General features: G+C 61.1%; 11 protein-coding genes. 6 read left to right on the forward strand and 5 right to left on the reverse strand.

Translation table 11 applies throughout. From position 1 onward, the window contains the following. Window positions 1–88: 88 nt before the first annotated feature. From AAIH70_RS12360 to AAIH70_RS12370, 3 genes are read left to right on the forward strand one after another with little or no spacing between them, the layout of a single operon-like run. Window positions 89–544 (forward strand): MarR family winged helix-turn-helix transcriptional regulator, encoded by a 456-nt coding sequence (locus AAIH70_RS12360; RefSeq protein ID WP_132275459.1) that lies wholly within the window; start codon window positions 89–91, stop codon window positions 542–544. Beyond that, complete coding sequence (locus AAIH70_RS12365) at window positions 531–2,252, forward strand: MFS transporter (protein WP_245519193.1); 1,722 nt, start codon at window positions 531–533, stop codon at window positions 2,250–2,252. The genes AAIH70_RS12360 and AAIH70_RS12365 overlap by 14 nt, the downstream gene beginning before the upstream one ends. 36 nt (window positions 2,253–2,288) lie before the next feature. Then, window positions 2,289–3,356: an HlyD family secretion protein gene (locus AAIH70_RS12370; RefSeq protein ID WP_132275456.1), complete on the forward strand. Its 1,068-nt coding sequence runs from the start codon at window positions 2,289–2,291 to the stop codon at window positions 3,354–3,356. 74 nt (window positions 3,357–3,430) lie between these two features. Here the strand turns inward: AAIH70_RS12370 and AAIH70_RS12375 are convergent, their stop codons facing one another. The 3 genes from AAIH70_RS12375 to AAIH70_RS12385 all read right to left on the reverse strand — a co-directional run bounded on the left by AAIH70_RS12375 (window position 3,431) and on the right by AAIH70_RS12385 (window position 7,527). Then, complete coding sequence (locus AAIH70_RS12375) at window positions 3,431–5,665, reverse strand: methyl-accepting chemotaxis protein (RefSeq protein ID WP_132275453.1); 2,235 nt, start codon at window positions 5,663–5,665, stop codon at window positions 3,431–3,433. Window positions 5,666–5,938: 273 nt separating this feature from the next. Beyond that, a complete protein-coding gene (locus AAIH70_RS12380; protein WP_132275450.1) occupies window positions 5,939–6,913 on the reverse strand; it encodes a threonine ammonia-lyase in 975 nt (324 codons plus the stop codon). Between the two features lie 113 nt (window positions 6,914–7,026). Then, entirely contained in the window at window positions 7,027–7,527 is a 501-nt protein-coding gene (locus AAIH70_RS12385; RefSeq protein ID WP_207908264.1) for a flavin reductase, read from the reverse strand. A gap of 188 nt (window positions 7,528–7,715) precedes the next feature. Between AAIH70_RS12385 and AAIH70_RS12390 the strand changes: the two genes are divergently transcribed. After that, entirely contained in the window at window positions 7,716–8,471 is a 756-nt protein-coding gene (locus AAIH70_RS12390) for an HpcH/HpaI aldolase family protein (protein WP_132275444.1), read from the forward strand. A 12-nt stretch (window positions 8,472–8,483) separates the two neighbouring features. Here AAIH70_RS12390 and AAIH70_RS12395 read toward each other — a convergent pair whose 3' ends face one another. Then, window positions 8,484–9,416, reverse strand: coding sequence for a glutaminase (locus AAIH70_RS12395; protein ID WP_132275441.1), 933 nt, complete (start codon window positions 9,414–9,416; stop codon window positions 8,484–8,486). Window positions 9,417–9,739: 323 nt separating this feature from the next. Between AAIH70_RS12395 and purU the strand changes: the two genes are divergently transcribed. Together purU and AAIH70_RS12405 are read left to right on the forward strand one after the other, a co-directional pair. Next, window positions 9,740–10,624: a formyltetrahydrofolate deformylase gene (gene purU, locus AAIH70_RS12400; RefSeq protein ID WP_132275438.1), complete on the forward strand. Its 885-nt coding sequence runs from the start codon at window positions 9,740–9,742 to the stop codon at window positions 10,622–10,624. A gap of 211 nt (window positions 10,625–10,835) precedes the next feature. Next, on the forward strand, window positions 10,836–12,389 hold the full coding sequence (locus AAIH70_RS12405; protein WP_132275434.1) for a sensor histidine kinase: 1,554 nt from the start codon (window positions 10,836–10,838) through the stop codon (window positions 12,387–12,389). Window positions 12,390–12,402: 13 nt separating this feature from the next. Here the strand turns inward: AAIH70_RS12405 and mmsB are convergent, their stop codons facing one another. Then, window positions 12,403–13,593 (reverse strand): multiple monosaccharide ABC transporter permease, encoded by a 1,191-nt coding sequence (mmsB, locus tag AAIH70_RS12410; RefSeq protein ID WP_132275430.1) that lies wholly within the window; start codon window positions 13,591–13,593, stop codon window positions 12,403–12,405.

Here is a 13,593-nt window from a genome sequence, read left to right on the forward strand (position 1 = left end):
ATGACAACCATCAATTCATTGCAATGCAATAGTTGCTGTGCTAACTATTTATCACACACCATTAGCACACTAACTATCAGTCTGTCAGATGAAACGCACCGAAGCCCAATCCGATTTTCTTGAGGCGCTGACCAAGACCAGCCGCAAGATCCGCACCGCCTTCAATCAGCGGGTGACAGCGCATGGGCTGACCTACCCGCGCGCCCGCGCCCTGTGGCGCCTTGCGGAGCGGCCGGACATGGCGCAGACCGAACTTGCCTTCGAGCTGGAGCTGGAACAGGCGACCATGGTGCGCCTGCTGGATCGGATGGAGGAAAATGGCCTGATCGAGCGCCGTCAGTCTGCCGACGACCGCCGCGTGAAGCGGATTGCCCTCACCCCGCATGGTGAAGAACAGGCAACGCTGGTGCGCTCGATTGCCGACCAGATGCGTCAGGAAGTGTTTGCCGACATTGACATGGAGGACCTGCGCGGACTGACGCTGCTTTTGCAAACCATAACCGGCCGCGTGGCCGATCTTGAGGTGCAGCATGTCCCCGCGTGAAACCGTTGCCCGCGCGGCGGATGATGCGCCCGAGGCGAAAGATGGCACCGAGCCATCCGAGCAGGAACAGACCGAGGAAAAGCCGGCCCCTGCTGCTGCACCGGCAGCCCCTCCGGCGTTCATTCCGAAACCGCCGCTGATCGCTTTCGGCTACATCATGGCCGCCACCATTGTGGCACTGACGCAGGGGCTTGGTCTTTCCTTCCTGACGGTGAACCTGCAGCAGGTGGCAGGCCCTCTGGGCGTGACTACCAATGAAGCCGCATGGCTGATGGCTGCCTATGTGTTCCCGAACGCCAGCCTCGGCCTGTTCCTGTTCAAGATCCGCATGCAATACGGCATCCGCAATTTTGCCGAGGTTGCCATCGGCGTTTATGTTCTGGTGTCGATCGCGCATCTGTGGGCGAACGACTTTACCTCGGCGATGATCCTGCGCTTTTTTGCCGGCGCGGCCGCAGCACCCTTGTCGTCGCTTGCCTTTCTCTACACGATCGAGGTCTTTCCGCCCAAACAGAAGCTCAGCGTGGGCACCGCCATCGCCCTGACCGCCATTGCCCTGCCGACTCCTGTCGCCGGCCTTCTGTCACCCGGCCTGTTTGATCTCGGCGACTGGGCAACGCTCAACATGCTGGAACTCGGCCTGTCGCTGGTTTCGTTGGCAATGATATTCCTTCTGCCGCTGACCTCTCCACCGCGCATGAAAGTGATGCAGTGGATGGACTATGTCAGCTTCACCTTCCTTGCCGTCTGCATGGGTTGTTTTGCCGCCGCGCTGACGCTTGGCCGGCTTTACTGGTGGACGGAAGCGCCGTGGCTGGGATGGATGATGGCCGTCGGTGTCGCCTCCGGCATGATTTGCGCCGTCATCGAACTCAACCGCCGCAACAACCTGATCGATATCCGCTGGCTGACCTCGCGTGAAATCATTCATTTCGCCGGCATCCTGCTGCTGTTCCGCGTCCTTCTGTCGGAACAATCGAGTGGCGCCATCAACATGTTCCGCCAGCTTGGCCTGCTGAATGACCAGCTGCAGGGGCTTTATATCGTCATCCTCGTCGGCTCGCTCGGTGCCGGTGCCTTCTGCGCCTGGCTGTCGCGACCGGGCCGCGAGGAAATCATCCATGCCGTCTCGCTGCTTCTGCTCGCCATCGGCAGCTATATGGACAGCCAGTCGACCGTGCTGACCCGGCCCGAACAGATGTATTTCAGCCAGTTTCTGGTGAGCTTTGCCATGGGCATGTTCCTGCCGCCGGCCATGGCCGTGGGTTTTGGCGCAGCGCTGCAACGCGGCCTCGTCTACATTCTCAGCTTTCTGGCGGTGTTTCTCGCCACCCAGAAGGTCGGCGGTTATCTCGGCAGCGCGCTGTTCGGTACCTTCGTGACATGGCGCGAACAGTTTCATTCGTTCCGCATCATCTCGCGGCTGAACCCGACCGATCCGATGCTGACGGCGCGACTTCAGCAATATGCCGCAGCCTTCAGTCATGCGACGCAGGACGGCAATCTGCGCAGCATACAGGGCGCCAATCAGCTTTCGAAACTGATCCAGAGCCAAGCCTATGTGTTGGCTTACAACGACGCCTTCCTGCTGACCTCGGCCATGTCTCTCGCCGCGCTCGCCTGCCTGTGTCTGCACATGGCCTGGCGACACCGACACGCACTTTTCAAGCCGCGCGAAACGGAAACGCCCGTGGCCGTGAACTCCTGATTTCAAAGACAACGAACCGCTAAGAAGAACAACACAATGAACGCCTTCCGTTCCCTCGCCACCTATGTGGCACTGCTCATCGGCGCCGCCGGTATTCTGGTGATCCTCTATACCTGGCAGCTGCCGCCCTTTCACAATTCGGTGGAAACCACCAACGACGCCTATGTGCGCGGGCAGGTGACGCTGCTCAGCCCGCAGCTCGCCGGTTATCTTGTCGAAGTACCGGTTCAGGACTACCAGAAGGTCAAGGCGGGCGACCTGATCGCACGCATCGACGACCGCATCTTCACCCAGAAGCTGGAACAGGCCAAGGCGACCGAGGCGCAGGCGGAAGCCGCACTCGACAATTCGCAGCAGAGCCAGAAGACCGCGGAAGCCAAGATCGTTTCCGCCAAGGCCGCCGTCGAAAGCGCACAGGCTGCGCTCGATGCCGCCCGCATGGCCAATGATCGCACGACAGCGCTTCTGGAAAAGAACATCGCCAGCCAGAGCGAAGCGGAAAAGAACCGCGCCACCTACAATCAGGCGGTCGCCGCCGTACATCAGGCGCAAGCCGCCGAACAGGTGGCCGAGCAGGATCTCAATACCGTCATCGTCAGCCGCCGTTCGCTGGAGGCAACCGTCGAGGGCGCCAAGGCCGCCGTCGAGCTGGCCGATATCGACCTGCAGAACACCCGCATCACCGCGCCGCAGGACGGCACACTTGGCGAAGTCTCCGGCCGTCTTGGCCAGTATGTCTCGGCCGGCACGCAGCTGACCTCGATCGTGCCGAACCACACATGGGTCGTCGCCAATTTCAAGGAAACCCAGCTGGCCGGCATGAGCGTCGGCCAAAAGGTGACCTTCACCGTCGATTCACTCGGCCACAAGGAATTTACCGGCCGTATAGAGCGGTTTGCGCCGGCAACCGGCTCCGAATTCACCATCATCAAGGCCGACAATGCCACCGGCAACTTCACCAAGGTGGCGCAGCGCGTGCCGGTGCGGGTGGCCGTCGATGCACAGCAGCCGCTTTCGGAAAAGCTGGTGCCCGGCATGTCGGTCATCGCCAGCATCGACGTTGCCCAGAGCGGCACGGATGTGGCGAGCGCAGAAACAAACTGATCCACCGCAGCGCATGAAGGCCCCGGACACTGTTGTCCGGGGCCTTCAATTGACTGCGCAGTCTTGTGTCTCGATCAGGCGGCGCGCCGTCCATAATGGCCGGCAGGCGTGGCCTGCCGCATCTCGAAGCGCGAGAGCAGTTCCGACAGGCGCGCGCTTTCATCCGCGAGACCGGCGCCGGCTGCATTCATCTCCTCCACCATGGCGGCGTTCTGCTGTGTCACCTGATCCATATGGTTGACCGAGGTGTTGATCTCGGTGAGACCCGACGCCTGTTCCTTCGCGCCGACCGCAATGGCATCCATATGCTGGTTGATGGCGGCAACGAGATCGGCGATTTCCTTCAGGCCATTGCCGGTATCGTTGACCAGCGTCACGCCCTGCGTCACCGCTGCCTCGGAATTGCCGATTAGGACCTTGATCTCCTTGGCGGCATTGGCAGATCGCTGGGCGAGTTCACGCACTTCCTGCGCAACCACGGCAAAGCCCTTGCCCGCCTCTCCTGCACGCGCGGCTTCGACACCGGCATTCAGCGCGAGAAGGTTGGTCTGGAAAGCGATGTCGTTGATGACGCCGATGATCTGGCCGATCTGGGCCGAGGCCTGTTCGATCCGGCCCATGGCATCGATAGCGTTCGAAACTACCGAGCTGGACGTGCCGGCGCGGGTGCTGGCATGGCGCACCATTTCGCGGGCTTCGGCGGCACGTTCAGAGGTCTGCTTGACGTTGGTGGTGACCTCTTCCAGAGCCGCAGCCGTTTCCTCCAGCGAAGCGGCCTGCTGTTCCGTGCGTTTGGCCAACTGGTCGGAAGCCGTGGAAATCTCACCACTGCCGCTGCGCACCGTCAGCGCCGACTTGGCGACACCTTCCAGCGCATCACGCAGGTGGCGGACGGAACTGTTGAAATCGTGGCGCAATGCCTCGAACTGTTCGGAAAACACCTCTTCGACTTCGCAGAGCAGATCACCCGAAGCGAGGCGACGCAGACCGGTGGCGAGGCCCGAAGTCGCCTGCGTCAGGCGTTCTTCCGCTTCGCTTTCGGCGCGTTTCTGGAACGCGATCCGTTCGGCTTCCGCACTCTGGCGCGAGCGGACGGCGTCTTCTTCCAGCTGGCGATTGTGGACCGATGCCTCGCGGAACACTTCGACCGCACGCGCCATGTCGCCGATCTCGTCCTTGCGGTTCGATCCGGCAATCGTGACCGACAGGTCACCGGCGGCGAGTTTTCGCATGGCACCGGTCAGCGCGGTGATCGGGTTGGCGATGCGGAAGATGATGGTGGTGAAGCCGACGATCGACAGCGCGAGAGCGAGAAGCGTGGCGACGCCGTAAACGATGATCGACCGAAGCGAGGCGGCATTGTTGGCGGCGGTGATCGCCGTCATTTCCTTCAGGGACGCCGAGGCGATATCGGCAAGCGAGGCCTGTGCGGGACCTGCGGGCTTGCGCCAGTCATCGACATTCATGGCAAACGGCTGGCCGGCCTGGAACTGCTTGATGGCAGTGGCCTTCTGTTCGGCATAGGCGCCGGAGAAATAGGTATTCTGCGCCACCTTGTGCAGATCGCGAATGGCAGCCGGCGTGGTATCGCTGGCAACGATCTGCGAGATCACATCCCAGGCCAGAAACACGCGCGCATCCTGCACGGCGATTTCGGCAAGCTTTTCGGCCGGCAGCGGCTGCTTGGAAATGATGGCGCCGACGATGGACGAATTGGCGGTGCCGAGTTGCGTGCGCGAGGTCCATGCCAGCGAGCGCAGCTGTGTGAACATGATCATCGCCGGGCCGCGGGCATTGATGACCGCTTCGACCTGATAGGAAGCCTTTTCGAGATCGACCAGCATCTGGTCGGCGAGGGTCAGCGCGCTCTTGCCGACGCTCGCATCGCGATCCTTGACCGGCAGGGCGAGCGCCGCATCCATCTTCGGACGCAGATCCAGCCACTTGGCGTAATTGTCGAGAACCGGTCCAACGCTGGTCTTCAGACTTGCGGGTTCGACCGTGTCGATAACCGATTTGGCATCCTTGAAGGCGGCATCGAGATCACGGCGACCGTCATCGATATTTTTGCGGGTGGAGGCCATGTCGACCGGTTCCAGCTTGACCGCCGAGTTGATGGCACCACGCTCGCCGCGCATGCCGAGCAGCGCATCGAACAGAGCCTTGTCCAGTGATGCGAGACCCGCCAGCTGGCTGGATGTGTGCTGGGCGTCGATCTGGCGCAGCAATTGCTGCCCCATCAAGCCCATGACCGTCAGACTGAGAACCGCAAAAACGGTGACCAGAATATTGCGAACCGAAAACTTCATTGCAACGCCCCCAAAGGGACCGACGGGACGCAATCCCCATTGCGTGCGTCGACCCGATATCCTCCGCGCGACCGTGGCGATCTCGCATTGCAAAATGAATGTTCAATATTGACTAAATTTCCCCTAATGATTGCGGGGACAAGTGGTAGATTTCAGCCAATTTATATTGTGCGTCGCAGCATTTTTACTTGCAGCGCAAAATATCCCGGGCAAATATATTCAGGGCGAGCAAATACTCGCCCGTCCTTCGACCCAGCTCATCGCAGCTTGGCTTCAACCAAACCGGCGCAGCGCTTCGGCGAACAGATCGGCATCGACATTGCCGCCCGACGTGACGGCGATGACCGTATCGCCCTTCACCTCGTCCTTGCGGAAAAGCGCGGCGGCGAGCGCCACGGCAGCGCCGGGTTCGACAACGATCTTGAGGCGGGTGAATGCCAGCACCATCGCCTTCAGAGCTTCATCATCGCTGACCACGAGGCCGGGGCCGCACAGGCGCGAGGTGATGGGGAAGGTGACGTTGCCGGGAGCGGGCGTCAGGATGGCATCGCAGATCGATCCGCCCATGGCCGGATTGCGCTCGATCCGGCCCGAAACGAGTGATCGCGCGGTATCGTCAAAACCCTGTGGCTCGGCCGGGCGAACCAGAAAATCGGGCGCTTCGGCTTCCAGCGCCAGCGCGATGCCGGATGTCAGGCCGCCGCCGCCGCAGGGCACCAGAACCTCGGCGCGGGTGATGCCGTGCTCCTTCGCCTGCTCGGCGATTTCCAGACCGACCGTGCCCTGACCGGCCACGACATAAGGCTCATCGAAGGGGCGGATGAGGGTGAGATTGCGCTCTGCCGACAGACGTTCGCCGATGGCATCGCGATCTTCCTTCTGGCGATCATAGAGAACGACCTCGGCGCCATAGGCACGGGTATTTTCGATCTTCATGCGCGGTGCATCCGCCGGCATGATGATGACGGCCGGCACGCCGTGCATGCGCGCCGCAAGTGCCACGCCCTGCGCATGGTTGCCGGAGGAAAAGGCGATGACGCCGCGCGCCCGCGTTTCCTCGTCCAGAACCGAGATGGCAGACCATGCACCACGAAACTTGAACGACCCGGTCAGCTGCAGGCATTCCGCTTTCACGAACAGGCGGCGCCCGGCGATTTCGTCGAGAAAGGGCGAGGACAGAAAGGGCGTGCGGCGGGCATGGTTGCCGATCCGATCACGGGCGGCTCTGATCATTGCGATGTCGGTCATGAAATTCCCCGGCGCGTTTTCGTGGGCGAGAAGCGGTGCCAAAACACCATCCAGCCAATCTTGCCGTTTGCCGCAGCACTGGCAAGACCGCACGCACTGTCGTTGGGAAAAATTCAGCCGATACGGTGATAACGGCGGCGGAAATAGACCAGCGCCTCATCCTCATCCGCACCGGTCTGCATGCCCAGCACCTGACAGAACAGCACATGATGTGTGCCGCTGGCGACAGCGCTTTCGATACGACAATCAAAGGAAACGAGCGCGTCCTTCAATATCGGTGCGCCGGTATCACCCGTTGTCCATTCGCCGGCGGCAAAACGGTCTGCCTGCGGGGTGGAGCCACCGAATGCGCGGGAAATCTCTTCCTGTGCCGATGTCAGTGTGTTGACGCAAAGCACATCGTTCTTTTCGAACAGGCCGGCGACCGAGCTTGCCCGGTTGAGACAGACGAGCAGCGTCGGCGGCCTGTCGGTAACGCTGGTGACCGCGGATGCGGTAAAGCCGGCACGACCGGCAGGACCATCGGTGGTGACCACATGCACGGCGGCGGCAAGGCGCGACATGGCATCACGAAAGGCCAGTCTTGCGGTCTCTGCATCCTCTTCCGGCGTCATTCCAACTCCAAATCCCATTCCACATGCACGCGACCACGGCTGCGCATTCCATACCTATCGTCCGCGGCAGAAAGCGCAATAGCCGGCAATCACGGCTTGTCGTTCTGACCTTTGTGCGCATACTCGGCGCTCAGGATCTGCGACGGCATGCCTGGTGCAGCAGATGCCGATATCGCATGAGGGAAAGCATGACTGATTTTCGTAAGCGTTGCGTTGCACAGGATCGCGTTGTCGGCATTTTTTGCGCCATTCCGCATCCGGTCGCGATCGAGGTGTCGGCGGCCGCAGGCCCCGATTTTCTCTGCATCGACTGGGAGCATGCGCAGATCAGCCGTGAACGGATCGAGGATCTGGTGCGCGCCGCCGATGTGCGGCAGGTGCCGGCCATGGTGCGCGTGCCGGGCCACGCTTCGGAATGGACGGCCGCCGTGCTGGATGCGGGAGCGGCCGGCGTTTTGGTGCCGCGCATTTCCAATGCCGAACAGGCACGGGCGGCGGTGAAGGCCACACGTTTTCCGCCGATCGGCGAGCGAGGGCTGGGACCGGGCCGGGCCACATCCTATGGCTATCAAATCCCCGATTATCTGGCCTCCGCCAATGAGCGACTGGTGCTGGCCATTCAGGTGGAAACAGCCGAAGGGCTGGCCAATATCGACGAGATCGTCGCGGTGGACGGTATCGACGTGATCTTTGTCGGGCCGTCCGATCTGGCGGCATCACTGGGCGCCACCACGCCCGCCGATGCCGATCGACTGGATGCGGCGATCATGACCATTGCCAAGGCAACACGCCGCGCCGGCAAGGTGGCAGGTATTTTTCGCCCGACCACGGGGGATGTCGGCAAATGGGCCGAGGCCGGCATGACATTTTTCATCCTGGGCAGCGACACGCGTTATCTCGGCGCCGGCATTGCTGCGGGAATGGAGGCCGGACGCAAGGCCTGATCTACGCCCGCTTCACGCCGGGCCGAACACGGACCAGCCGGTGCGGGCGGCGAGCATTTCCAGCGCCAGCGAACCCAGCTGCGAATTGCCGTTTTCATTGAGGCCCGGCGACCACACGGTGACGGCAGCCTTGCCGGGTGCGACGGCGAGAATGCCGCCGCCGACACCGCTTTTTCCCGGCAGGCCGACACGATAGGCGAATTCGCCCGAGCCGTCATAATGGCCACAGGTGAGCATCAACGCGTTGATACGGCGGGCCCGCTGGCTGGAAACGACCGAATGGCCGGTGAGCGGATTGGTGCCGCCGGCCGCCAGAAACAGGCCGGCATGGGCCAACTGCGTGCAGGTCATGGCGAGCGCGCAGTGGTGGAAATAAACGCCGAGCACGTGTTCGACCGGATGGGTGAGCTTGCCGAAGGCGCGCATGAAATTGGCCAGCGCCGCATTGCGGAACCCGGTCGCCTCCTCCGATTTTGCAACGGCCGGATCGATGGCGATCGTTTCGTCATCGGCGAGATAACGCACGAACCGGACGATTTCGCCGATCGCCTCGCGCGGCGTATGGCCGGCGAGCACGAGGTCGCTGACCGCGATTGCACCGGCGTTGATGAACGGATTGCGCGGCTTGCCGCCTTCGTTTTCCAGCTGGACGATGGAGTTGAAGGCCGAGCCGGACGGTTCTCGGCCGACCCGGTTCCAGGTGGTTTCGCCATGCTTGCCAAGCGCCATGGTCAGCGTGAAAACCTTGGAAATACTCTGGATGGAAAACGGCTCATCGCAATCACCGACCTTGTGGACGGTGCCATCGACGGTAATCAGCGACATGCCGAATTTTTTCGGATCGACATGGGCAAGCTGGGGAATGTAATCGGCGACCTTGCCCTCGCCCAGCCGCGGCTTCAGCTCCGCGTGAATATCATCCAGGATCGCCTGCAGATCTGCCATGAAACCGCTTCCCCGTTTTTGCGCTGCGGCATTGCTGATATCAGCCGAGCCTTATGAAGCCGTTATTGTCCGATCGCCGGTGGTTGCGCAACCGGCTTGGCGCTGATCTGCGGACAGACGACGCTTTGAGAACGGCATCGCCACGCCGCCACCTTACATTCGTCAGGCGTCGGGACATGGGCAGCAATGTCTTGCCGGCAAAATTCGCTGCAGGGTCAAAAAACCTGTTTCCATTCCGGCGGGGCCATCGATATGGTCCGCCGCCAGTCACCATACCGGGTGCGCCGCAGCATGATGCGTGCCCAGCGAACGAGGAATTGATCATGAGCAGCTATGTCCTGACCGTGTCCTGCCCCACCAGCCGCGGCATTGTTGCGGCGATTTCCGGCTATCTGGCGGAAAAAGGCTGCAATATCGTCGACAGTTCGCAGTTCGACGACCTGGACGCAAAGCGCTTCTTCATGCGCATCAGCTTCATTTCTGAGGAAGGCGTCGACCGTCAGGCCCTGCTCGATGGATTTGCGCCGGTTGCGGAAAAATTCGCGATGGAAGCGGAAATCTTCGACGCATCGGAGCGCATGAAAGTGCTGCTGATGGTGTCGCGTTTCGGCCATTGCCTGAATGACCTTCTCTACCGTTCGAAGATCGGCGCGCTGCCGATCGATATCGTCGGCGTTGTCTCCAACCATTTCGATTACCAGAAACTGGTGGTCAACCACGACATTCCCTTCCACCACATCAAGGTGACGAAGGAAAACAAGCCGCAGGCCGAAGCGCAACTTCTGGAAGTGGTGGAAAATTCCGGCACCGAGCTGGTGGTTCTGGCGCGCTACATGCAGGTGCTGTCGGACGCGCTCTGCAAGAAGATGTCGGGCCGGATCATCAACATCCACCATTCCTTCCTGCCGAGCTTCAAGGGCGCCAACCCCTACAAGCAGGCCTATACGCGCGGCGTCAAACTGATCGGTGCCACGGCGCATTACGTCACCGCCGATCTCGACGAAGGTCCGATCATCGAGCAGGACACGGTGCGCGTGACCCATGCCCAGAGCCCGGAAGATTACGTCTCGCTGGGGCGTGACGTCGAGGCGCAGGTTCTGGCCCGTGCCATCCATGCACATATCCATCACCGCGTGTTCATCAACGGCAACCGCACGATCGTGTTTCCGCCAAGCCCCGGCAGCTACGCGTCGGAACGCATGGGGTGAACTGACGCACCGTGGAATATGAGCATTCGTTGGAAAACGCTCGTATTTGCCGACCATATTCGCTATGGATGACACCAAAGGGCCATGCAATCATAAATTGCATGGCCCTTTGACTCCTGCGGTTAAAATTTGGTTAAGCATTGAATGGAATGGCGTTTTGACTTCCGCACCAACATGATACGACTGCGGGACAAGAAGGGGAATCGCGGTCGTGTCTGACGAATCAATGCCCGCATCGCCGCGTTCGCTTCGCGCCATGCCGACGCTGCCCCTGTGGCTGACGGGCATTTTCCTCCTCGCCATTACCACCGTCACCGGCCTGATCCTGCTGGAGAACTACAAGAGTTCGCTGGCCGCCGGCGAAGCACGGGCGATATCCTCTGCACATGTTGTGGCAGCCCATGTCGAATGGATGATGGAAGCCAGCAACCAGGCGCTACGCCGTATCGATTCCGCGCTGGGCGACGATCCGATCGCTTCACCTGAAAACGCGCTGGCCAACATTGCCGAAGCGGTCGGAGACCTGCCTTCCGGCTTCGAATATTCGGTTTTCGATGCAAACGGCCTGCAGCGCCTTTCAAGCATTCCGAATGCCGCGCCGCTGAACCATGGCGATCGCGGTTATTTCCAGCGCCTGCGCGACGGCGAACCGATGACCGTATCGCGGCTGTTCGAGGACGAGCGCACCTCCAAGCCGGCCTTCATGATCGCACGCCGGATCACCCGCAATGCGCAATTCGTCGGCGTTGCCACGATCGCCATTCCGAACGAGACAATGGACCGTTTCTGGGCTTCGATGGGGCTTGGTCCGCATTCCACCGTTTCTGCCGTGCGCGACGACGGCTGGCTGGTGGCGCGCCGCCCGGTCTCCGCAAAGGCGGTCGATCTCAGCACCACCGAATGGTACCCGATGACGCGCACCGCGCAGTCGGGCGTCTATCACAGCCCGGTTTCGCCGATCGACGGTTATTCCCGCATTGTCGGCTTCTGGAAGGTCAATGGCTGGCCGCTGATCTCGCTGACCGCCATCGAGCGACAGGAAGTGCTGGACCAGTTCTGGAACAATGTCTGGTCCGACGCGCTGTTTGCCGTGCCGCTGATGTTCGTGCTGGTGCTGGCATCGTTCTGGATCACGCGGCTGCTCTATCGTTACGCCGCGCGCAACGAGGAACTGGAACAGGCGCTCGAGCGCAACCGCTTTCTGCTGCGCGAGATCCACCACCGCGTGAAGAACAATCTGCAGGCGGTGCTGGCGCTGGTGCGCCTGCAGCCGCTGCCGCCGGAAGCACGCAGCGACATGAGCCGCCGGGTGGGCGCGATGATTGCCGTGCATGAACAGATCTACCAGAACGACCAGTTCGAACGGGTCGACGTCGCAGCCTATGCGGAGAAGCTGATCAAGGATGTTGCTTCGGCATATGACACACCGGTTAAGCTGGATCTCGATCTGCAGGCTGTAACGGTCGACCGGGAGCAGGCGCTGCCACTCGGCATGATCATCAACGAGGTCGTATCCAACGCATTCAAATATGCCTTTGCCGGACGAAATGCCGGAACATTGACTGTTTCACTGCAGGAACAGGGCGACGAATTCAGCCTGAGCATCCGTGATGACGGACCGGGACTTGTCGTGGAAACCGAGCGGCGCGTCGGCATGGGCAGCAAGCTGATCGGCAGTTTCGTGAAGCAGTTGCACGGTACCCATACACTGCGAAACGAAAACGGCGCCGTCTTCGAGATGACGGCGCCGGTATCGATGTCGTGACGATCGGAAACGATCAGCGACGCTGGTTGTAGACATCCACGCAGACAGCGCCGAGCAGAACAAGCCCCTTGATGACCTGCTGGTAATCGATGCCGATGCCGAGAATGGACATGCCGTTGTTCATGACGCCCATCAGGAAGGCGCCGATGACCGCGCCGGTAACCTTGCCGACACCACCATAAGCCGAGGCGCCGCCGATGAAGCAGGCCGCGATGACGTCAAGCTCGAAGCCGGTACCGGCTTTTGGCGTGGCGCTGTTCAAACGCGCGGCAACAACGAGGCCGGCAAGCGCTGCCAGAACGCCCATGTTGACGAAGGTCCAGAACACCAGACGCGTGGTCTTGATACCCGACAGTTCGGCTGCGCGGGCATTGCCGCCGACGGCATAGATCTGCCGGCCGAGAATGGTGCGGTTGGTGAAGAAGCCATAGGCGACGATCAGCACGGCCATGATGATCAGCACGTTGGGCAGGCCGCGATGCGAGGAGATCAGGTAGGCGACGTAACCGACGGCGGCGAGAACGAGAATGTTCTTGCCGATGAAGAAACCGAAAGGCTCGCTTTCGACCTCATGCATGACGCGGCGCGAGCGGCTGCGAACATTCTGCCAGACGAGCAGGGCTGCGAGAATGAGGCCGATAAGCAACGAGGTCAGATAGATGCCGCCATCCGACGAGATCAGTTCGACGACGTAGCCGGAGGACAGTTTCTGGAAGATCGGCGGGAACGGGCCGATGGCCTGGCTGCCGAGGATGGCGATCATCAGACCACGGAAGACCAGCATGCCGGCGAGCGTGACGATGAAGGACGGGATCTTGAAATAGGCGACAAAATACCCCTGGACGCCGCCGATCACACCACCAACCACAAGGCAGGCGATGATCGAGAGCCAGATATCGACGCCCCAGCGGACCATCAACAGGCCGGCAAGGCCGCCGATAAAGCCAGCCACAGAGCCGACCGAAAGGTCGATATGGCCGGTGACGATGACCATCAGCATGCCCAGCGCCATGATGACGATATAGGAGTTCTGCAGGATGATGTTGGTGACGTTGAGCGGCTTCAAAAGAATGCCGTCGGTGGCGAACTGGAAGAAGATGACGATGACGACCAGCGAGATCAGCATGCCGTAGTCGCGAAGGTTTTCCTTCCAGAAACCGGTCGCCGCTTTGGGAGCGATAGTTGCTTCCTGTGGAGTGCTCAT

Source organism: Neorhizobium sp. BT27B, from assembly GCF_050455485.1.
GTDB lineage: Bacteria > Pseudomonadota > Alphaproteobacteria > Rhizobiales > Rhizobiaceae > Neorhizobium.

What these genes read in the sequence shown, in the direction of transcription:
- mmsB (WP_132275430.1), bottom strand. Translation starts at nt 13,593, where the DNA reads ATGAGCACTCCACAGGAAGCAACTATCGCTCCCAAAGCGGCGACCGGT.
- AAIH70_RS12395 (WP_132275441.1), bottom strand. Translation starts at nt 9,416, where the DNA reads ATGGCAGATCTGCAGGCGATCCTGGATGATATTCACGCGGAGCTGAAG.
- AAIH70_RS12360 (WP_132275459.1), top strand. Translation starts at nt 89, where the DNA reads ATGAAACGCACCGAAGCCCAATCCGATTTTCTTGAGGCGCTGACCAAG.
- AAIH70_RS12380 (WP_132275450.1), bottom strand. Translation starts at nt 6,913, where the DNA reads ATGACCGACATCGCAATGATCAGAGCCGCCCGTGATCGGATCGGCAAC.
- AAIH70_RS12390 (WP_132275444.1), top strand. Translation starts at nt 7,716, where the DNA reads ATGACTGATTTTCGTAAGCGTTGCGTTGCACAGGATCGCGTTGTCGGC.
- AAIH70_RS12375 (WP_132275453.1), bottom strand. Translation starts at nt 5,665, where the DNA reads ATGAAGTTTTCGGTTCGCAATATTCTGGTCACCGTTTTTGCGGTTCTC.
- AAIH70_RS12385 (WP_207908264.1), bottom strand. Translation starts at nt 7,527, where the DNA reads ATGACGCCGGAAGAGGATGCAGAGACCGCAAGACTGGCCTTTCGTGAT.
- purU (WP_132275438.1), top strand. Translation starts at nt 9,740, where the DNA reads ATGAGCAGCTATGTCCTGACCGTGTCCTGCCCCACCAGCCGCGGCATT.
- AAIH70_RS12370 (WP_132275456.1), top strand. Translation starts at nt 2,289, where the DNA reads ATGAACGCCTTCCGTTCCCTCGCCACCTATGTGGCACTGCTCATCGGC.
- AAIH70_RS12365 (WP_245519193.1), top strand. Translation starts at nt 531, where the DNA reads ATGTCCCCGCGTGAAACCGTTGCCCGCGCGGCGGATGATGCGCCCGAG.